This is a genomic window from Streptomyces sp. NPDC086080 (assembly GCF_044540255.1).
In the GTDB taxonomy this organism is placed as follows: Bacteria; Actinomycetota; Actinomycetes; order Streptomycetales; family Streptomycetaceae; genus Streptomyces.
This window is the reverse complement of record NZ_JBITRU010000014.1, coordinates 45,802-65,318: the sequence shown is the minus strand read 5'-3', so window position 1 is coordinate 65,318 and position 19,517 is coordinate 45,802. Positions and strand designations below refer to the sequence as shown.

The 19,517-nt window shown below is 71.7% G+C and carries 13 protein-coding genes; 9 read left to right on the top strand and 4 right to left on the bottom strand.

The genetic code is table 11. The features are described 5' to 3' along the window. Positions 1-229: 229 nt before the first annotated feature. The 4 genes from ACIF9R_RS18360 to ACIF9R_RS18345 all read left to right on the top strand — a co-directional run bounded on the left by ACIF9R_RS18360 (position 230) and on the right by ACIF9R_RS18345 (position 8,464). Positions 230-4,465: an Rne/Rng family ribonuclease gene (locus tag ACIF9R_RS18360; RefSeq protein WP_399980875.1), complete on the top strand. Its 4,236-nt coding sequence runs from the start codon at positions 230-232 to the stop codon at positions 4,463-4,465. A 500-nt stretch (positions 4,466-4,965) separates the two neighbouring features. After that, positions 4,966-6,081 (top strand): DegT/DnrJ/EryC1/StrS family aminotransferase, encoded by a 1,116-nt coding sequence (locus ACIF9R_RS18355; RefSeq protein ID WP_399980872.1) that lies wholly within the window; start codon positions 4,966-4,968, stop codon positions 6,079-6,081. Beyond that, a complete protein-coding gene (locus tag ACIF9R_RS18350; RefSeq protein ID WP_399980869.1) occupies positions 6,078-7,103 on the top strand; it encodes a Gfo/Idh/MocA family oxidoreductase in 1,026 nt (341 codons plus the stop codon). The genes ACIF9R_RS18355 and ACIF9R_RS18350 overlap by 4 nt, the downstream gene beginning before the upstream one ends. A 77-nt stretch (positions 7,104-7,180) precedes the next feature. Next, a complete protein-coding gene (locus ACIF9R_RS18345) occupies positions 7,181-8,464 on the top strand; it encodes a nucleotide sugar dehydrogenase (protein WP_399980866.1) in 1,284 nt (427 codons plus the stop codon). A gap of 82 nt (positions 8,465-8,546) precedes the next feature. Here ACIF9R_RS18345 and wecB read toward each other — a convergent pair whose 3' ends face one another. Both wecB and ACIF9R_RS18335 read right to left on the bottom strand, forming a co-directional pair. Further along, positions 8,547-9,638, bottom strand: a complete 1,092-nt coding sequence (gene wecB, locus ACIF9R_RS18340) for a non-hydrolyzing UDP-N-acetylglucosamine 2-epimerase (RefSeq protein ID WP_399980863.1) — start codon at positions 9,636-9,638, stop codon at positions 8,547-8,549. Further along, positions 9,635-10,846, bottom strand: a complete 1,212-nt coding sequence (locus ACIF9R_RS18335) for an acyltransferase family protein (RefSeq protein ID WP_399980860.1) — start codon at positions 10,844-10,846, stop codon at positions 9,635-9,637. Before ACIF9R_RS18335 ends, wecB begins: the two co-directional genes overlap by 4 nt. A gap of 297 nt (positions 10,847-11,143) precedes the next feature. On the opposite strand from ACIF9R_RS18335, the gene ACIF9R_RS18330 reads away from it, so the two are divergent. Both ACIF9R_RS18330 and ACIF9R_RS18325 read left to right on the top strand, forming a co-directional pair. After that, positions 11,144-12,523, top strand: a complete 1,380-nt coding sequence (locus ACIF9R_RS18330; RefSeq protein ID WP_399980857.1) for a glycosyltransferase — start codon at positions 11,144-11,146, stop codon at positions 12,521-12,523. Then, on the top strand, positions 12,520-14,613 hold the full coding sequence (locus tag ACIF9R_RS18325; protein ID WP_399980854.1) for a glycosyltransferase family 1 protein: 2,094 nt from the start codon (positions 12,520-12,522) through the stop codon (positions 14,611-14,613). Before ACIF9R_RS18330 ends, ACIF9R_RS18325 begins: the two co-directional genes overlap by 4 nt. A 126-nt stretch (positions 14,614-14,739) precedes the next feature. Here the strand turns inward: ACIF9R_RS18325 and ACIF9R_RS18320 are convergent, their stop codons facing one another. Beyond that, on the bottom strand, positions 14,740-15,336 hold the full coding sequence (locus ACIF9R_RS18320) for an acyltransferase (RefSeq protein ID WP_399980851.1): 597 nt from the start codon (positions 15,334-15,336) through the stop codon (positions 14,740-14,742). 310 nt (positions 15,337-15,646) lie between these two features. On the opposite strand from ACIF9R_RS18320, the gene rplU reads away from it, so the two are divergent. The 3 genes from rplU to obgE all read left to right on the top strand — a co-directional run bounded on the left by rplU (position 15,647) and on the right by obgE (position 17,791). After that, positions 15,647-15,967 carry a 50S ribosomal protein L21 gene (gene rplU, locus ACIF9R_RS18315; protein WP_004931419.1) on the top strand — a complete coding sequence of 107 codons (321 nt, stop codon included), beginning with the start codon at positions 15,647-15,649 and terminating at the stop codon, positions 15,965-15,967. Between the two features lie 14 nt (positions 15,968-15,981). Next, positions 15,982-16,236, top strand: a complete 255-nt coding sequence (gene rpmA, locus ACIF9R_RS18310) for a 50S ribosomal protein L27 (RefSeq protein WP_003990207.1) — start codon at positions 15,982-15,984, stop codon at positions 16,234-16,236. A gap of 103 nt (positions 16,237-16,339) precedes the next feature. Next, positions 16,340-17,791 carry a GTPase ObgE gene (gene obgE / locus ACIF9R_RS18305; protein WP_399980848.1) on the top strand — a complete coding sequence of 484 codons (1,452 nt, stop codon included), beginning with the start codon at positions 16,340-16,342 and terminating at the stop codon, positions 17,789-17,791. Between the two features lie 404 nt (positions 17,792-18,195). Here obgE and ACIF9R_RS18300 read toward each other — a convergent pair whose 3' ends face one another. Continuing rightward, positions 18,196-19,191, bottom strand: a complete 996-nt coding sequence (locus ACIF9R_RS18300) for a CDP-alcohol phosphatidyltransferase family protein (protein WP_399980844.1) — start codon at positions 19,189-19,191, stop codon at positions 18,196-18,198. Between the last annotated feature and the right edge of the window lie 326 nt (positions 19,192-19,517).

The window sequence follows — 19,517 nt, the reverse complement described above, 5'->3', positions numbered from 1 at the left end:
CGCCGCCCTCGAACTCGGGAGCCACCTGGGTCGGGCAGCGCACCGACCACAAGACTTTCGCCAGGCCGTACGCATTCGGCGTACGGAACCGGCGAGACAGGACACAGAGAGCTCCCGAGCGGCGCCCGCGCCCCGGACGGCGGCACCCGCGCACCGCGCGAGCCGCGGACGTCACCGGCATCGCCGGACCAGGCGCGGCGCCCGGGAGCCTGACGGGAGAAACGCCCGCATGCTCGAACCGATCGAGCCCATCAAGGGCTCCGAACCGAACACCCCCAGCGACACCCTGCCGCCGAGGCGGCGCCGTGCCGCGTCCCGCCCGGCGGGCCCGCCCGCCGCCCAGGCCGACACGACGGCCGAGACCGTCGCGCCGGCCATACCGGCCGCGGCGTCCGCCGAGGCTCCCGAGCCCGCAGGGCCCGTGGGCGAGCCGGCGAGCACCGAGGCCGCCGCGCCCCGGCGTCGCCGTGCGGTCCGCCGTGCGGCCGCGCCGGCCGGGGCACCGGCGTCGGCGGAAGCCGCCGAGACGGTCGTACCGACGACTGCGGTGGCCGATACCACTCCGGCACCCGAGCCCGCCGTCGCCTCCACCGACTCCTCGGAGGACGCCGCTCCCCGGCGCACCCGTCGTCGCGCGACCCGCACGGTGACCTCGCCGACGGCGACCACCGAGACGGCCGATGCGGCCGATGCGGCCGAGACGGCCGAGATCGCCGAAGTCCCCTCGGCCGCCGCACCCGCCGAAGCCCCCGGGGCCGGCGAGGAGGCCGCTCCACGCCGCACCCGGCGCCGGGCGACGCGCACCACCGCCACGCCGGCGGCAGACACCACGGCAGACACCACGGCGGACACCACGGCGGACGGCACCGCGGACAGCGCCGGGACGGCGCAGCCCCTCGCCGAGCCGGCCGAGGCCCCCGCCGCTCCCGCGGCCACCGACACCACCGACCACCCCGGGGCCGCCGACGACGCGGACGCTCCGCGACGGACCCGGCGCCGTGCCTCGCGTCGCGCCGCGGCGCCCGCCGGCGCCCCGGTGACCGCCGAGACGGCGGAAGGCGACGCGGACGAGTCCGCGCAGGCCGCCCCGACCGCCGAGGAGGCCCCGGTGACCGAGAAGGAGACGCGGACACCGACCCCCGCCGAGGACGAGCGGGCCCCTGAGGCGGCCGTCGAGGCCCCCGCCGACGACGCCGCTCCGCGCCGCCGCCGTCGCGTGGTCCGCAAGGCCGCCGCCGGGTTCGCCGAGCCCGCGCATGAAGCCCGGACCGCCGCCCAGCCCGCCGAGGCCGCCGAGGACGAGGGCTCGCCGCGGCGTCCCGCGCGCCCGGCCGTCGCCGTGTTCCAGCCGCCGGTGTTCACCGAGCCCCGCTTCCAGACCCCGGAGCGGGCCGCCGCCGAGGCGGCCGCCGAGGTCGTCGAACCGGTGGAGCCGGAGGAGGAGACCGAGGAGTTCGCGGAGGAGCAGCCCGTCGTCTCCCGCCGCCGTCGCCGGCGCCGGGGCGCGGGCGACGAGACCGAGGCCGCCGCACCGTCCGCCGAGGCCGCTCCCGCGACCCGCGTCGGGGACGAGGCGGAGGAGGCCGAGGAGGAGGCCGAGGACCACGCCGACACAGGCGACGGGTACGAGGGGGAGGACGGCGAGTCCTCCGGTTCGCGCCGTCGCCGTCGCCGCGGTGGCCGTCGCCGCCGGCGCGGTGAGTCCGCCGAGAGCGACGCCGAGGGCACCGAGCACGAGGACACCGACATCGAGCGGGCCTCCGCCGAGCAGGCCGCCCAGGATGCCGAGGACACCGCCGAGCAGGCGGAGGAGGACGCCGAGGACCGCGAGGACTCCGGCGGCTCCAGCAGCAGCCGGCGCCGTCGTCGCCGTCGCCGCCGGGCCGGTGACAGCGGTGGCGAGCCCGAGCCCTCCACCGACGACCCCGAGCGCACCGTCGTCAAGGTGCGGGAGCCGCGCAAGGCCGCCGAGCCGTCCGACGAGGTGCAGTCCATCAAGGGCTCCACGCGTCTGGAGGCGAAGAAGCAGCGCCGCCGCGAGGGCCGCGAGCAGGGCCGCCGCCGGGTGCCGATCATCACTGAGGCCGAGTTCCTGGCCCGCCGTGAGGCCGTCGAGCGCGTGATGGTGGTGCGCCAGTACGGCGACCGTACGCAGATCGGCGTCCTGGAGGACGGGGTGCTCGTCGAGCACTACGTCAACAAGGAGCAGGCGACCTCGTACGTCGGGAACGTCTACCTCGGCAAGGTGCAGAACGTGCTGCCGTCGATGGAGGCCGCCTTCATCGACATCGGCAAGGGCCGCAACGCCGTGCTCTACGCAGGTGAGGTCAACTTCGAGGCGCTCGGGATGTCGGGCGGCCCGCGCCGCATCGAGTCCGCGCTGAAGTCCGGCCAGCCGGTCCTGGTCCAGGTGACCAAGGACCCGATCGGTCACAAGGGCGCCCGCCTCACCAGCCAGGTCTCCCTCCCGGGCCGCTACCTCGTGTACGTCCCCGAAGGCTCGATGACCGGCATCAGCCGCAAGCTGCCCGACACCGAGCGGGCGCGGCTGAAGACCATCCTCAAGAAGATCGTCCCCGAGGACGCGGGCGTCATCGTGCGCACCGCCGCCGAGGGCGCGAGCGAGGACGAGTTGCGCCGCGACGTCGAGCGGCTCCAGGCGCAGTGGGAGGAGATCAAGAAGAAGTCCAAGAGCGGCGGCACCGCGCCGACGCTGCTGTACGGCGAGCCGGACATGACCGTCCGGGTCGTGCGGGACATCTTCAACGAGGACTTCACCAAGGTCGTCGTCAGCGGTGACGACGCCTGGGAGACCATCCACGGGTATGTGTCGCACGTGGCGCCGGACCTGGCCGGGCGGCTGTCCCGGTGGACCAGCGAGGTCGACGTCTTCGCCACGTACCGGATCGACGAGCAGCTGGCCAAGGCGCTGGACCGCAAGGTCTGGCTGCCGAGCGGTGGTTCGCTGGTGATCGACCGGACCGAGGCGATGGTCGTCGTCGACGTCAACACCGGCAAGTTCACCGGTCAGGGCGGCAACCTCGAGGAGACGGTCACCAGGAACAACCTGGAGGCGGCCGAGGAGATCGTGCGCCAGCTGCGGCTGCGCGACCTCGGCGGCATCATCGTCATCGACTTCATCGACATGGTGCTGGAGTCCAACCGGGACCTGGTGCTGCGGCGCCTCCTGGAGTGCCTGGGCCGGGACCGTACGAAGCACCAGGTCGCCGAGGTGACCTCGCTCGGCCTGGTCCAGATGACCCGCAAGCGGGTCGGCCAGGGGCTGCTGGAGTCGTTCTCGGAGACCTGCGTCCACTGCAACGGGCGCGGTGTCATCGTGCACCTGGACCAGCCTGCGGCGGCCGCCGGTGGCGGCAAGCGCCGGAAGCGGGCGCGGGCCGGAGCGGCGGATCTTCCGCACGAGCACGAGCTCACCGTGACCGCCGAGGAGGAGGCGGAGGAAGAGGCGGAGCCGGTGGCGGAGGCCGCCGAGCCGGTGGCTCCTCCGGTCCCCGAGTTCACACCGGACGAGGAGCTGTACAGCAGCGCCGCCGAGGCGGAGGCCGCGGCCACCCGTGGGCGTACGCGCCGCCGGGCGAGCCGGCGGGTGTCCGCACCCGCGGGCGCGCCGAAGCGGGAGGCAGCCCGGGCCGGCCACCGGCCGGCCGAGGAGCCGGTGCGGGCGGAGGAGCCCGTCAGGGCCGAGGAAGCCGTCACGGCCGCGGCCCCGACGGCTCAGCAGGTGACGGCCGCCGAGGAGGTGGCACGTCCGGTGCAGCCGGAGTCGGCCGCCGAGGCGCTGGCCGAGCCCGCGGCCGTCGAGGACGCCGTGGTGTCCGAGAAGGCCGCGGTGTCCGAGGAGGCCGCCCCCAAGGCCCGCACGCGTCGCCGGGCCACCCGCGCGGTGTCCGCGCCCGCCGGTTCCCCGCCGGGAGCGGAGGCCGCGGTGGTGACCGTCACGGAGCCCGTGAAGGCGGAGGAGACGCCGAAGGCCGAGGAGGCCCCCGCCGAGGCGGCCGCCCCGGCGGAGCCCGAGGCCCCGGCCCGCCCGCGCCGCCGCGCGGTGCGCAAGCCGAGCACGCCCACCGCGTCCGAGGACACGGCCGTCGTGGTCGTCCCGTCGGCCGGGGCGGAGGAGCCGCCGGCACCCGCGGAGGAGCCCTCCGGGGAGCCCGTCGGCGAGGCCGCCGGGGAAACCGGGGAAGCCGAAGCCGCTCCGGCCAAGAAGACCGCCCGCAAGGCGGCCAAGAAGGCCACGGTGAAGAAGGCCGCCACGAAGAAGACGACGACGGCCAAGAAGGCCGCCGCCAAGAAGACCACGGCCAAGAAGGCGGCGACCACCAAGTCGGCCGCCGCCAAGAAGACGACCGCGAAGAAGACGACCGCGAAGAAGACGACGTCGAAGAAGACCGCGGCCGCGGCCCAGCAGCCGTCGTCCTCGGTCAGTGCCGCGACGGGGGACTGACGACGGCGCGGACACGAAGTGAATGACACGGTGCGGGTCCCGGCGGGGCCCGCACCGTGTCATTTGCGCGCCTCGGGTGGACGGCCCTCCGGGATGCGGCGCCCGGCGGATGTCTCCGGCAGGGACGCGGGACCGCGGGCGGCCGTCATGCGGCCAGCCGGCCGAGGGGACCTGCCGGATGCTCCGCCGCCCGGCTCCTGCCCGTGAAGGTTGCGAGGACGTGACGGCCCGGCGAACACAGTTACATCTCCTGATAACCTGACCGGCGGTGTCGACTGTCGATCAGGTGGCGTCGACGTCCGCAGGCCGACGAGCACACCAGGACCACTTCCTGCTCGCGGCCGGGCGTACCGCAGGACGTCTGGGGGCATCTCGCGGGAAAGCCGCTGGTCGCCGCCAGACCCAGGCGATCCGCGGGCGGACGTGCCGTGCTGCGGCGACACCCACTTCCTGACCGTGCAAGCGCGCGCCGACATGGCCGTTGAAGAGGAAGGACGTCGATGACGGACGCCCTTGAGTCGATCCCGGCGGCCCGGCCGGTGATCGAGGAGGAAGAAATCGAGGCCGCTGTGCGTGTACTGCGCAGCGGCCGGGTCGTGCAGGGGCCCGAGGTGGCCGCCTTCGAGTCGGAGTTCTCCCGGCTGGTCGACGGACGCCACTGCGTCGCGGTGAACAGCGGGACCTCCGCGCTCCACCTGACGCTCATGGCCCTCGGCCTCGGCCCGGGTGACGAGGTCATCGTGCCGTCGTTCTCGTTCGCGGCCTCCGCCAACGCCGTGCGCCTGGTCGGTGCCGACGTCGTCTTCGCCGACATCGAACCCGGCAGTTACTGCCTGGACCCGGCGGCGGTCGAGGCGGCCGTCACACCGCGTACCGCCGCCATCATGCCGGTTCACCTGTACGGGCATCCAGCGGCCATGGACCGTTTGACGCCGATCGCCGAGAAGCACGGTCTCGCCGTTGTCGAGGACGCCTGTCAAGCCCACGCGGCCGCATTGAACGGCACTCCGGTCGGCGCGTTCGGGGCCGCGGGGACGTTCAGTTTCTACCCGACGAAGAACATGCACGCCCTGGAGGGCGGCATGGTCACCACGGCCGATGCCCAGGTGGCGCGTACCCTGCGGCTGCTGCGCAACCAGGGCATGGAGCAGCGCTACGCCAACGAGATCGTCGGCGCCAACATGCGGATGACGGACGTCGCCGCCGCCATCGGCCGGGTGCAGCTCGGCCGACTGGCAGGCTGGACGGACCGCCGCCGCGCCAACGCCGCCCATCTCGACGAGCACATCACCACGTTGGTGACGCCGCCCGTCGCCGAGGGCGCCCGTCACGTCTACCACCAGTACACCGTGCGGGTTCCCGAGGGCATGGACCGGGACACCGTGCAGGAGCGGCTCACGGCCGCCGGGGTGGGCAACGCCGTCTACTACCCCACTCCCATCCACCGGCTCGTGCCGTACCGGGAGCCGGACCGCAAGGCCGGCCGGACCTGGGACCTGCCGGAGACGGAGCGGGCCGCCGCCGAGGTCGTGTCGCTGCCGGTCCACCCGTCGCTGACCGACGCCGACCTCGCGCGCATCGTCGACGCCGTGAACGCCCTGGGAGCAGCACTGTGAGCAACGCGAAACTGCGGGCCGGTCTCGTCGGCCTGGGATCGATGGGCCGCCACCACTGCCGGGTCCTGTCCGAACTCGACGGCGTGGAACTGGTCGCCGTGGTCGACCCGATGGGCGACAAGTTCGGTGCCGCGCGCGGGACACCGGTCCTGGAGGCCGTCGAGCAGCTCATCGCGCTGGGCGTCGACTACACCGTGGTGGCCTGCCCGACCGCGCTCCACGAGGAGGTCGGCCTGAAGCTCGCCGAGGCCGGGGTGCACGCACTGGTCGAGAAGCCGGTGGCCGACACCGTCGAGGGCGCGCGGCGCCTGGTCGAGGCGTTCGAGACCCGCGGTCTGGTGGCCGGCGTCGGCCACATCGAGCGCTTCAACCCGGCGCTGCAGAACCTGCGCGCCCGGCTGGAGACGGGCGAACTGGGTGAGGTGTTCCAGGTGGTGACCCGCCGCCAGGGTCCGTTCCCGCACCGCATAGCGGACGTGGGTGTGGTCAAGGATCTGGCCACCCACGACATCGACCTGACCGCTTGGGTCACCGGCAAGCCCTACGTGTCGGTCTCCGCGCACACCGTCTCCAAGAGCGGCCGCCCGCACGAGGACATGGTCGCTGCCGTGGGGCAGCTGGCCGACGGCACCATGGTCAACCACCTGGTCAACTGGCTGAGCCCGCTCAAGGAGCGGTTCACCTCGGTCACCGGCGAGCGCGGTTGCTTCATCGCCGACACCCTCACCGCCGACCTGACCTTCCACTCCAACGCGGCCGTCGCGACCGAGTGGGAGGCACTTCGGGCGTTCCGCGGTGTCGCCGAGGGTGACATGATCCGTTACGCGATCCCCAAGCGGGAGCCGCTTCTCGTCGAGCACGAGTTCTTCCGGGACGCCGTGCTCGGCCGCTCCCACGAGATCTCCACGCTGCGCCAGGGCCTGCGGACGGTCGAGGTCGCCGCCGCGGTGCTCGAGTCTGCCGCGACCGGCGTCACCGTGCGGCTGGACACGGCCGACGACGCCGTGCCGTCCACGCCCTGACACACAGCTCACCGTTCAGGCCCCGGGCTCCTGTCCCGGTTCAGCAGACCGTCCCGAGAGAGAGAATCAACCCGTCCATGAACATCTGCGTAGTCGCCCTCGGGAAGATCGGTCTGCCGCTCGCCGTGCAGTTCGCCTCCAAGGGCCACCGGGTGATCGGCGCTGACGTCAACGAGAAGGTCGTCGAACTGGTCAACGCCGGTACCGAGCCCTTCCCTGGTGAGTACGACCTCGGCGTGCGCCTCAAGCGGGCCGTCGGCGAAGGGCTGCTCTCCGCGACCACCGATACCGTCGACGCGGTGGCCCGGTCCGAGGCGGTCGTCGTGGTCGTGCCGCTGTTCGTGGACGCGGAGGGCGTGCCGGACTTCGGCTGGATGGATGCGGCGACCAGGGCGATCGCCCGGGGTCTGAAGCCGGGCACCCTGGTGTCGTACGAGACCACGCTACCCGTCGGCACGACCCGTGACCGCTGGGCGCCGATGCTCGCCGAGGGCTCCGGCCTGACCGCGGGCGAGGACTTCCACCTGGTCTTCTCCCCGGAGCGGGTCCTCACCGGCCGGGTCTTCGCCGACCTGCGGCGCTATCCGAAGCTGGTCGGCGGCATCGATGGGGCGTCGGCGGCGCGGGGCGTGAACTTCTACACGCAGGTCCTCGACTTCGACGAGCGTGACGACCTGCCGCGGCCCAACGGCGTCTGGGACCTGGGAACCTCGGAGGCATCCGAGATGGCCAAGCTCGCCGAGACCACCTACCGGGACGTCAACATCGGGCTGGCCAACCAGTTCGCGCGCTTCGCCGACACCGCGGGTATCGATGTCAAGAAGGTCATCGAGGCCTGCAACAGCCAGCCCTACAGCCATATCCACCAGCCGGGCATCGCCGTCGGCGGCCACTGCATCCCGATCTACCCGCGGATGTACCTGTGGAACGACCCGCAGGCCACGGTGGTGCGCGCCGCGCGCGAGGCCAACGCGGCGATGCCGGCGTACGCGGTCGACCTCCTCGCGGCCGCCTACGGAGACCTGAGCGGCGTCCACGTCCTGGTGCTCGGCGCCGCGTACCGGGGCGGCGTCAAGGAGACGGCGTTCTCCGGCGTCTACGGCACGGTGGAGGCGTTGCGCGAGCGGGGCGCGGTGCCCTGCGTGTCCGATCCGATGTACACCGCGGCGGAGTTGACGGCGCAGGGTCTGCCGCCGCACGAGGGCCAGACCGTGACGGCCGCGATACTCCAGGCCGACCACGCCGAGTACCGTGAGCTGTCCGCGACCGACCTGCCCGGCGTGCGCGTCCTGGTCGACGGCCGCCGCACCACCGACCCGGCCCGCTGGGCCGGTGTACGGCGGGTCGTCATCGGAGGCTGACCGGTTTCTCGCACCGCACGTGTGGAGAGCCCCTGCCCGTCGGTTCCCCGGGGCAGGGGCTCTCCACACGTTCCGCAGCCGGTCAGGCGCCGGCCGCTTCCTCCATGAGCCGCACCACGCGGTGGGCCGCGGTGCCGTCACCGTAGGGTGTGCCGCGGGGCGTCCCGGGAGCGGGTCGGGACGCGGTGGCGGCCCACCGCGCGGCCGGCATGTCGTGCGGGTCGGGCACGAGGACGTTCCAGCCGCCCTCCAGGGTCTCGACCCACTCGGTCTCCGGCCGCACGGTGGTGCACGGCCGGTCGAGCAGGTACGCCTCCTTCTGGAGCCCGCCGGAGTCGGTGACCACACCGGCGGACGCGAGGACCGCGGCCACCAGGCCCGCGTAGGGCAGTGGGCGGCCGACCCGGACGGCCCCCTGTTCCAGCTTCACTCCGTGCTGCTCGGCACGGGCGACGAGCCGGGGGTGGGCGAGCAGCGCGACGGGCACCGGAAGCCCGGCCAGCGACCGGACGAGGGCCGACAGCCGCTCCGGGGCGTCCGTGTTGTCCGGCCGGTGCAAAGTGGCCAGCAGGAACGGCTCGGCCGGGTCGATGCCCTCCGGCAGCGCCGGCGCCGGATGCTCCCCGGCGAGCACCGCGTCCCGGATGCGCAGGCAGATGTCGACCATCACATCCCCGGCCAGCCGGGCACGGTGCTCCAGGCCCTCGGCGACGAGGTGACGCATGGCCTCCACGGTGGGCGCGAGCAGCAGGTCGGCGCAGTGGTCCGTGAGTACCCGATTGTGCTCTTCGGGCATCCGGCGGTTGAACGAGCGCAGCCCCGCTTCGAGATGGGCGACGGGAATGTGCTGCTTCACGGCCGACAGGGCGCCCGCGACGGTCGAGTTGGTGTCACCGTACACCAGCACCCAGTCCGGCCGCTGCTCCTCGAAGACCGGGTCGAGGGCGGACAGTACCGCGCCGGTCTGTACGCCGTGGCTGCCGGAGCCCACGCCGAGGTGCACATCGGGGTCCGGGATGCCCAGCCCGCTGAAGAAGACGTCCGACAGGTCGGCGTCGTAGTGCTGGCCGGTGTGCACGATCACGTGCTCGTGCTCGGTCCGCGCGAAGGCGGCGGCGATGGGGGCGAGCTTCACCAGTTGGGGGCGGGCTCCGACGATGCTGATGACTTTCACTTCGTCTCTTCTTCTCGGTCGGGGGCGGTAAACCCTGGGCGTACGGCCTCAGTCGGCGCGTGCGGTCTGTGGTCGCCGCCCGGCGGAGCATGGCGCGGGCCGAGTCCGCGCAGCATGCGTTCGGCGGGACGTTCGATCCACTGGTAGGCGGCCGCGGACAACGCCAGGCTGACCGTCAGTACAAGCGTCCAGACCTCGACGGTCTCCGACAGCGACCCGGGGCGGCCGTAGAGGCCCTTGACGCCGCGGATGACTATTTCGTGCATCAGGTACCAGGCGAACGACCAGTGGCCCAGCCGGATCATCCAGGTACCACCCAGACCCGTGCGCCGGCCGTCGAGATCGGCCCGGGCGGCCGCGACGACGAGCAGGGCGAAAAGTGGCGTCGACAACAGCTGGGAGGCGCTGTACGGGCTGTACCAGAGGGCGTCGGGCACGGCGCGTGACCAGGGGATCAGCAGCAGATGCCAGGCGACCACCAGGCCGGCCGCGGCCGGTAGGGACACACGCGGCCGCCAGCCCCGCTTGACCGCGAGCCCGGCCGTCACCCCCACGACGAACTGGAGGGAACGGGACACCGGGAAATAGTCCAGCGCCCACACCCGGTGGAAGGTGTCCGAGGCGGTGGAGGCCGCAGGCCACACCAGGACCAGGGCCGTGCAGCAGGCCACCGCGGTCCATGCCCACGAGCGTGCCCTGCCGCGGGTCAGGGCGGCCAGCAGCAGTGGGAAGACCGCGTAGAAGAACGCCTCGTCGCTCAGCGACCAGGCGGCCGGGTTCCCCGCGGCGGCGTAGACCGGGTCGGGTACCCAGGCGTGCAGCAGGAACAGGGAGGTGGTGACCGCGGCCCGTGAGACGGCGTCGCCCTGCACGGCTATCACGGCCACCGACAGCGCGGTGGTGACCAGCATCAGTGGCCAGATCCGGGCGAACCGCCGCCACATGAAGACCTTCGCCGGGACGCCCGCTCCGTCGTACGTCCACGCGAGGACGAAGCCGGAGAGCACGAAGAAGAAAGTCACGCCGGTACGGCCGTACCACACCGCGTCACTCAGGCCCGGGATCTTCCCCGTTGCCCGGGAGAGGTGGTAGAGGACCACCACCAGCGCGGCCCAGAAACGCAGACCGGTGAGGGAGGGAAGCCTGTCCCGGCTCGGTGCGGCAGAGACCGCACTCCGTCCCGGTGACATGCGTGTCCCCCCGGTCATCGCCTGGTCCTCCTCGTCGTCGCAGTGCCGACCGAGCATACGATCCGCGCGACCCTCCCCGTCCGGCGGCCACGGGTTACGGGAAGATGGACGGCAGCCGTCCCTCTGGGAGGGCTACGCCGACCGTGTGTGATAATTCCTCGACTTGAAAGCGGTGTTGAGGCATACCACGAACTGTGAAGAAGGCCACGACCACCCGGACGGGCCCCGCGCCGGACCGGTATGCACCTCGCTTCCACCATGGCTGAGCAAAATGCACGGCCGCCCGAGTCAACCACTCCAGCCGAGGACAAGTCTGTGCCACCCGCCGACCCGACATCCGCCGACGGCCAGGACAAACCGCATCTGCTGTACTTCGCGATCGGTTTCCCACCCGCGGCGAAAAGCTGTGCCTATCGCATGCGGGAGACCGCCAACCAGTTCGTGGCTCACGGATGGCGCGTCACCGTCGTCACCATCGAGGACGAGTCCTGGATGATCGACTCGGGCATCGACCCGACGCTGTCCGACCCGGTCGACCCCAGGGTCGACGTGGTGAAGCTGCCCCTTTCCCGGGACGACCTGGAGACGGACCTGCGGAAGTTCTCGCGGGAGCGCGCGGTCGATCCCGAGGGCTGGGCCCGCAGGGCCCGCGAGGAAGTCCAGGAGATCTTTCCCGACCCCGTCTTCGGCGGCTGGCGCCCGGACCTGGAGGAGGCCGCGCTCCGTATCCATGCGGAGAACCCCGTGACCCTCGCGATGGCCAGCTGCGTGCCCTACGTACAGCTCGCCGCGATCCGGCGCCTCTACGACGATCACCACGTCCCCTACGTGGTCGACTTCCGTGACGGCTGGTCGCTGGACGTCGTGGAGGGTGTTGAGGCATTCCTGGAGGACTCCCCGCAGGGCGTCTGGGAAGCCCGGATGCTGGCGGACGCGGTGGCCTTCTGGTGTGTCAACGACCCGATCGCCGAGCACTACCGCAAGCGCTACCCGGAAGCCCGTTCCAGGATCCATGTCGTGCGCAACGGCTACGACGCCGACAGCGTCGACCTGCCGAGCACCGGACGCGACCCCGGCAGCCCCCTGGTCTTCGGCTATCTCGGGACCGTGACGTTCCCGGTGCCTCTGCTGGCCAAGGTCATCGAATCCTGGAAGGCCGCCCGCGAACGCGAGCCGCTGCTGGCCGACGCCACCCTTGAGGTGCGCGGACACATCGGTGTCGGTGCGCACCAGGGAGCCAATCGACACATGGAGATGCTGCACGAGGCCGCCGCCGACGGAATCGTCGTCGGCGGACCGGTGCCCAAGGGACAGGTGTCCGAGCTGTACGGCAGCTGGGACGCCCTGCTCCTGATCATTGTGGGCGGCAGGTACACCACGTCCGGGAAGGTCTACGAGTACATGGCCACCGGGTTGCCCGTCGTCTCGGTTCACGAGCGCGAGCACGACGCCTCCGACCTGCTCGACGGCCACCCGCTGTGGACCGGGGCGTACGGCCTCGACGTCGACAGGCTCACCGAGTCCTTCTGCCGGGCCGCGCACATGGCGACCTCGGCCACGGACGAGGAGATCAAGGCGGCCAAGGCACACGGTGCGTCCTTCCAGCGGGGCGCGGTCATGGCGCCGGCGGTACGCGCACTGACGGAACTGGTTCTCGGCGCGGACACCGCGGCGAAGGTGAAGGCGGAATCGTGAGGGACGTGCTCGTCGTGGTGGGGCGCACGCCCAACACCGACATCCTGCAGACGTTCGTCGGCGAAATGCGGAAGCTGGAAGTCCGCGTGCATCTGGTCGGGACATTCGCCCAGAAGCGCATCGACGCGGACTGGGGCATCGACACCGTCCACCGGGTCGCGACGGATGGCGCGAACCTCGGCTGGCGCGCCCGTGGCCGTGCTGTGCACGCGCACCCGCACGAGCGCTTCTGGGCCTACGTCGGCGGGGACGCCACGGTCCTGCGCCTCGCCGAAGCCGCCGACGTGATCGTCGCCGTCGACTCAAAGGCCTACTACAGCGGCTGGGAGCTGGCCCGGCTGAACACCGGCGCCCACGCCTGCGTCGGCTTCGGCGCGGCCCAGCGCCTGGTGCGGGCGATGGAGAACGGCACCGCGCCGTCCGTCACGGTTCCCGACGAGGCGCACCACGGGTCCGAGCCCGGCCGGATCTCCGACAGCGCGCTCCTGCTGGGCCATGAGAAAGTACTCGGCTCACGGATCGGTTCGGCCGTTGCCCGGCGGATGCCGCTGCTTCCGATGCCGCAGGAGACCCGGGTCGACATGACGCGCGGCGTGGTGACGGGCCTGTTCGGCCTGCGCAGGACCCAGGCCGCGGTGGCGACCGCGAGCGCCGTCGCGCAGAGGTTGCGTGACACGGGCTCGCGTGCCGAGATGCTGCGCACCGCGACACGGCGCGCGCTGAGCCAGGGCGTCACCCCCGATACGCTGCTGGCGTCGGCGGAGGCCGATCTCGCTCACGCCGACAGCCTGCTGGCGGCGGACGACGCCGCCGGTGCGGCGGAGTTCGTGCACCACGCGCTGCAGACGGCCTTCCACCGGGTCGCACATCTCGACCAGCGGGAGAGCCCGCTGACGAAGCGCGCGGAGGAGTTCGCCCGTCTGGTCACGGCGTCCACAGCGGCAGCGGCGGCGACCGCTCCGCAGGGCCGGGCCCGCCCGGCGGCCGAGCCGGAGCCGGGTCGGCCGCGGCGCCTGCTCGTGGTGACGGACGGCAACGACAACTTCCTGGGCCTGGTCAGAGACCATTACGAGTCGAACCCGGACGTCGAGCTGAGGTTCCTCGACATCGCCGACTACCCCGGCATCAAGCGGCTCGCCGCCGCCCGCCGGCGTCTACTCGCTCACCGCCTCGGCAGCGACCCCATGTACGGCTTCACCGCCGAACAACACCTGCGGCCCTACCTCGACTGGGCCGACACCGTGTTCGTGGACTGGTGTGCCGCGGCCGCTTCCCTGTTCACCGCCGTGGACCCGGGCACTACCCGCATCATCGTGCGGCTGCACAGTTACGAGGCGTTCTCCTCCTGGCCCTGGCTGACGGACTTCTCCCGCGTCGACGACTTGGTCTTCGTCGCGGACCACATCCGCGACCTGGTCCTGCGTTCCGTCCCGGGTCTCACCGGACCCCGGGCGCCGCGTACGCACGTCGTTGACAACGGCATGAACCTCAGGGGCTTCGCCCTGCCGAAGAACCCCGATGCCCGCTTCACCGTGGGCATGGTGGGCATCGGTCAGGTCGCCAAGGACCCGCTGTGGGCCCTGCGCGTCATCCGGGAACTGCGCGGTCGCGACGAGCGCTACCGGCTGGTGATCATCGGCGGGGACATGGATACCACGGCGAGCCAGGCGGCGGCCGCCTACCAGCGCTCCTTCCAGCGCAAGCTGAGCCCACTGGTGAAGGAGGGCGCAGTGGAGCGCCGGGGCGCCACCTCCGACGTGCCCGGCAACCTGCGGGACATCGGCGTCATCCTCAGCAGTTCAGTGCGTGAGGGCTGTCATGTCGGAGTGATGGAGGGCGCGGCCAGCGGGGCGGTCCCCGTCGTCCGTGACTGGCCCTTCTTCGCCGGGCAGAAGCACGGTGCCTCGACGCTCTACCCGGCGGACTGGGTGGTGAGCACCCCGCAGGCCGCCGCGGACCGGATCCTCGCCGTCACCGCCGATGAGGAGACATGGGCGGAGCACTGCCGGGAGAGCGAGAAGCACGCCCTCGCCTCATGGGACTGGCCGGTGGTGCGGGGCGAGTTCGACCGGCTCTTCGGCCTGGGCTGACGCCTGGGCTGATGCCCGGGCTGATGCCCGGGGCGACGCCCGGGCACAGCGAGACCACACGGGAACGGCCCGTGATCCACAGACACGTTTCTGCGGACCATGGGCCGTCCCGGTGTGTCTGCCGCGTCAGGCGGCGCGCTCGGTGAGAACACCGTCCTTCTCGTCGTACAGCGCATCCGACTCGGGGCACTGCCACACCCCGGTCTCCTTCTCCACGAGCTTGTGGCCGGCGCGCCCCACCCAGCCGGTCTGCCGGGCCGGCACGCCCATCACCAGGCCGAAGTCGGGCACGTCCTTGGTGACGACGGCCCCGGCCGCGACCATGGCCCAGCGGCCCACCCGGACCGGGGCGACGCACACCGAGCGGGCCCCGACGGACGCGCCCTCGGCCACGGTGACGCCGACGGCCGCCCAGTCGCCGCCGCGCTTCTGTCGGCCCTCGGGGTCGACGGAACGGGGGTTGTGGTCGTTGGTGAAGACGGCGGCGGGACCGACGAACACGCCATCACCCAGTTCGGCCGGCTCGTAGACGAGGGCGTAGTTCTGCACCTTGACGTTGTCGCCCATGCGCACGCCCGTGCCGATGTAGGCGCCGCGTCCGACGACGCAGCCCTTGCCGAGGCGAGCCCGCTCGCGGATCTGCGCGAGGTCCCAGACGCTGCTCCCCGCACCGATCTCGGCACTGTCGTCGACCTGGGCGCTGGGCTGAATCCTGTAGTTCACTCTTCTCCGCCTTCCCCTCTTCGGCCCACCCGCCGAGCATACGAGGGCCGTGCGGGCCTCTCCCACTGGGTGCCGGGGACGGTCCGAAGGGCCAGGTGCGGTGCCGCGCCGACCGGGAGGAGGACCTGGTTTGACCCCCTCGTGCCGAGCCCCGTACTCTTGGCTGTCGGCATGTCGACTGGCGTGCCACATCCCCGTAAACCTCCTCCTCCCGGATACCGGTGCCCGGTGACCGGGAGAGGCCGTTCGTGTTCATGGCCGGGCGGCTGGCCTGCGGGGGTGCCGGTTTCCGAGCGAAAGAGAGTTCCGCGTGTACGCAATCGTGCGCAGCGGTGGCCGTCAGCACAAGGTTGCTGTCGGCGACATCGTCGAGGTTGACAAGATTTCCACCGCCAAGGTCGGCGACACGGTCGAGCTCTCGACCCTGCTCGTGGTCGACGGCGACGCCGTGACCAGCGACCCGTGGGTGCTGGCCGGCATCAAGGTCCAGGCCGAGGTCGTGGACCACCACAAGGGCCAGAAGATCGACATTCTGCGCTACAAGAACAAGACCGGCTACCGCCGTCGTCAGGGCCACCGCCAGCAGTACACGGCGATCAAGGTCACTGAGATCCCCGCGGCTGCGAAGTAAGGGACTGAGGAGAGATGGCACACAAGAAGGGCGCATCGTCCACCCGTAACGGTCGTGACTCCAACGCTCAGCGCCTCGGCGTGAAGCGCTTCGGTGGTCAGGTCGTCAACGCGGGCGAGATCCTGGTCCGCCAGCGCGGCACCCACTTCCACCCGGGCGCCGGCGTCGGCCGTGGCGGCGACGACACCCTGTTCGCGCTGGAGGCCGGCTCGGTGCAGTTCGGCACCCACCGTGGCCGCAAGGTCGTGAACATCGTTCCGGTCGCCTGATCGGACACTTTCGAGAGGCGGGCCTCACTTCCCTCACGGGAAGCGGGTCCGCCTTTCGCGTGTTAGGCAAGTGACATTCCCGTAGTAACTGGAGGCACATCCCATGACCACCTTCGTGGACCGCGTCGAACTGCACGTCGCCGCGGGTAACGGAGGCCACGGCTGTGCCTCCGTCCACCGTGAGAAGTTCAAGCCGCTCGGAGGTCCGGACGGCGGGAACGGCGGACGCGGCGGTGATGTGATCCTCACCGTCGACCAGTCCGTGACCACCCTGCTCGACTACCACCACTCGCCGCATCGCAAAGCCACCAACGGCAAGCCCGGCGAGGGCGGCAACCGCTCCGGCAAGGACGGTCAGGACCTGGTCCTGCCCGTGCCGGACGGCACCGTGGTGCTGGACAAGGCGGGCAACGTCCTGGCCGACCTCGTCGGCCAGGGGACCTCGTACGTCGCCGCCCAGGGCGGACGCGGCGGGCTCGGGAACGCGGCCCTCGCCTCGGCGCGGCGCAAGGCGCCCGGGTTCGCGCTGCTGGGCGTGCCGGGCGACCTCCAGGACATCGTGCTGGAGCTCAAGACCGTCGCCGACGTCGCGCTCGTGGGCTATCCGAGCGCCGGCAAGTCGTCCCTGATCTCGGTGCTCAGCGCCGCCAAGCCGAAGATCGCCGACTACCCCTTCACCACGCTCGTGCCCAACCTCGGTGTCGTCACCGCCGGTTCGACCGTGTATACCATCGCCGACGTACCGGGGCTGATCCCGGGAGCCAGTCAGGGCAAGGGGCTGGGCCTGGAGTTCCTGCGGCATGTCGAGCGGTGCAGTGTGCTGGTGCATGTGCTGGACACCGCCACGCTGGAGTCCGACCGCGACCCCTTCTCCGACCTCGACATCATCGAGGAGGAGCTGCGGCAGTACGGCGGCCTGGACAACCGGCCGAGGATCGTCGTCCTCAACAAGATCGACGTCCCCGACGGCAAGGACCTCGCCGAGATGGTGCGCCCCGATCTCGAGCAGCGCGGCTACCGCGTCTTCGAGGTGTCCGCCGTCGCCCACATGGGGCTGCGCGAGCTGTCCTTCGCCCTCGCCGGACTGGTGGCCGAGGCCCGTGCCGCCAAGCCGAAGGAGGAGGCGACGCGGATCGTCATCCGGCCCAAGGCTGTGGACGACGCCGGCTTCACCGTCACCCGCGAGGAGAGCGACGGGGAGCTGGTGTTCCGGGTGCGTGGCGAGAAGCCCGAACGCTGGGTGCGGCAGACGGACTTCAACAACGACGAGGCGGTCGGCTATCTGGCCGACCGGCTGAACCGCCTCGGTGTCGAGACGGAGCTGATGAAGGCCGGTGCCCGCTCCGGCGACGGGGTGGCGATCGGGCCAGAGGACAACGCCGTCGTCTTCGACTGGGAGCCGACGGTCACCGCCGGTGCGGAGATGCTCGGCCGCCGCGGTGAGGACCACCGCTTCGAGGGCGTACGCCCGGCAGCCCAGCGCCGCCGGGACCGGGACGCCGAACGGGACGAGGCGGAGAAGCGCTACGAGGGGTTCGACCCTTTCGCCTCTTGACCCGTCGTGCCGCGTCGGCGCCATGATGTGGCCGATGCCCGTCAGCCGGCTCCGGCGGCGGCCATGTCATGGCCGACAGGTCGGCCCAGCGGGGCAGCGAGAGGGCCAGTACCCCACCCTCGGAGATCCGCAGGGTGGCGACGCTGAGTGTGGACGCCGGCAGGGTCTGGAGGGGGGCGAGACCCCGGTGGGTGCAGGCCGGGCTCACCTCCGGGTCCAGCACCCCGCTGATGAGGGTCGTGCCGGAGGTCCAGCGTGATCCGAAGGCGCCGCCGGCCGCGGGGGCGACCGAGCCGCTGAGTTCCCACGGGGTGAGGGGCGTCGTCTGCGGGCATGGCCGGGAAACACCGACGCCGGTCTCCGGAACAGCAAGGAGACCGGCGTCGCGGTGGGCCGCGAGGGCGTCAGGCGTCGGCCGGGGCGGTCACGGTGACCCGCTCCGCGGTGGCCTCCGCGATGGTGCGGCGGTAGGAGGCCATGGCGCGCTCGAAGTCGCGGGTCGACAGCATCAGTTTGTAGACGATGGCGAGTTCGAACAGCAGCAGTCCGATACCGGCGGCGATCGTCACACCCATGATCGACCGGACCAGGGGGGCGATGATGAACACCGCCATCTGGAACTCGATGCCGCTGATCAGATGAGTGCGGATGCGGTGGTTGATCAGGAAGTCGCGGACGCGGTTGTAGTGGGTGAACCGGCGGACGAACGACTGCTGGGTGACCGTCCCGAGGGCAGGGGCGGCGGGTTCCTCGGCACGCGGGCCGGGCACTGACTGCTCCTCATCCGCCTCATCGCCCGCCTCCAGTGCCTCGTCCTTCGCCTCGGCAGTGATGCGGGCGGCCGCGGCGACCCGCGGCGCGGGGGCGTGGGTCACCTCGGCCACCTCCGCTGCGGCCCGCTGGAGCTTGGTCCGCATGCCCTGGCGGACTTTGAAGATCTGCAGCGCGTCGATGTAGCGGAGCGCGTCCAGGAAGACGACGGCCAGGGCCAGCCAGACGTAGGCGACGTCGCCGGTGCGTTCGTACTGGCCGCCCATGAGGGCGATGGCGCAGATGAGGACCCGGATGCGGTCGAAGACGTAGTCCAGCCAGCCGCCGAACTCGGAACCCTGGCCGGTGAGCCGTGCGAGCTTTCCGTCCATGCAGTCCAGGATGAAACTGGCGTGGTACACGACGGCGCCGGCCACGAGCCAGCGCCACTCACCCTGGGCGAAGCACGCGGCGGCCCCGAGGCCCAGTACGAGCGCGGCCCAGGTGATCTGGTTCGGAGTGACTCTGGTCCATTTCGCGGTCCACCGGACCAGGGGCGTGGCTACCGGGTCGACGAGGAGAACGGTCCACCAGGCGTCCCGCTTCTTCTCAGTGCGGCGGCGCACTTCGGCGAGCGGAGGTATGTCCATGGTCGGGAGGAAGCCCTTTCGGGGTGGCCCCCGGCGGATGCGCCGAGGAACGCGTGGAGTGGTCGGTCGTGTCGTGCGAGGCGGGTCGGCGCATACCGGTGCGCCTTGGGCTGTAGGACATTGCGCGTCTACCACGGTAATCCACTGAACCAACATCACCGTTGGGCGGCCGGGGCGCGCGGCCAACCATACGCCGTTCGCCAAGCCTTGAGACAACGCTCGGGCGACTGGGGTTGTACCGTTCACCAAGTCTGTGTCAAGCGTCACACGCAGTCGTCGCTTGAAGCGCCTACCGCCCGAATCACCCGGATTTATCCGTCAGGCGC

What these genes read in the sequence shown, in the direction of transcription:
- rpmA (WP_003990207.1), top strand. Translation starts at nt 15,982, where the DNA reads ATGGCACACAAGAAGGGCGCATCGTCCACCCGTAACGGTCGTGACTCC.
- obgE (WP_399980848.1), top strand. Translation starts at nt 16,340, where the DNA reads ATGACCACCTTCGTGGACCGCGTCGAACTGCACGTCGCCGCGGGTAAC.
- ACIF9R_RS18345 (WP_399980866.1), top strand. Translation starts at nt 7,181, where the DNA reads ATGAACATCTGCGTAGTCGCCCTCGGGAAGATCGGTCTGCCGCTCGCC.
- ACIF9R_RS18360 (WP_399980875.1), top strand. Translation starts at nt 230, where the DNA reads ATGCTCGAACCGATCGAGCCCATCAAGGGCTCCGAACCGAACACCCCC.
- ACIF9R_RS18300 (WP_399980844.1), bottom strand. Translation starts at nt 19,191, where the DNA reads ATGGACATACCTCCGCTCGCCGAAGTGCGCCGCCGCACTGAGAAGAAG.
- ACIF9R_RS18335 (WP_399980860.1), bottom strand. Translation starts at nt 10,846, where the DNA reads ATGACCGGGGGGACACGCATGTCACCGGGACGGAGTGCGGTCTCTGCC.
- ACIF9R_RS18355 (WP_399980872.1), top strand. Translation starts at nt 4,966, where the DNA reads ATGACGGACGCCCTTGAGTCGATCCCGGCGGCCCGGCCGGTGATCGAG.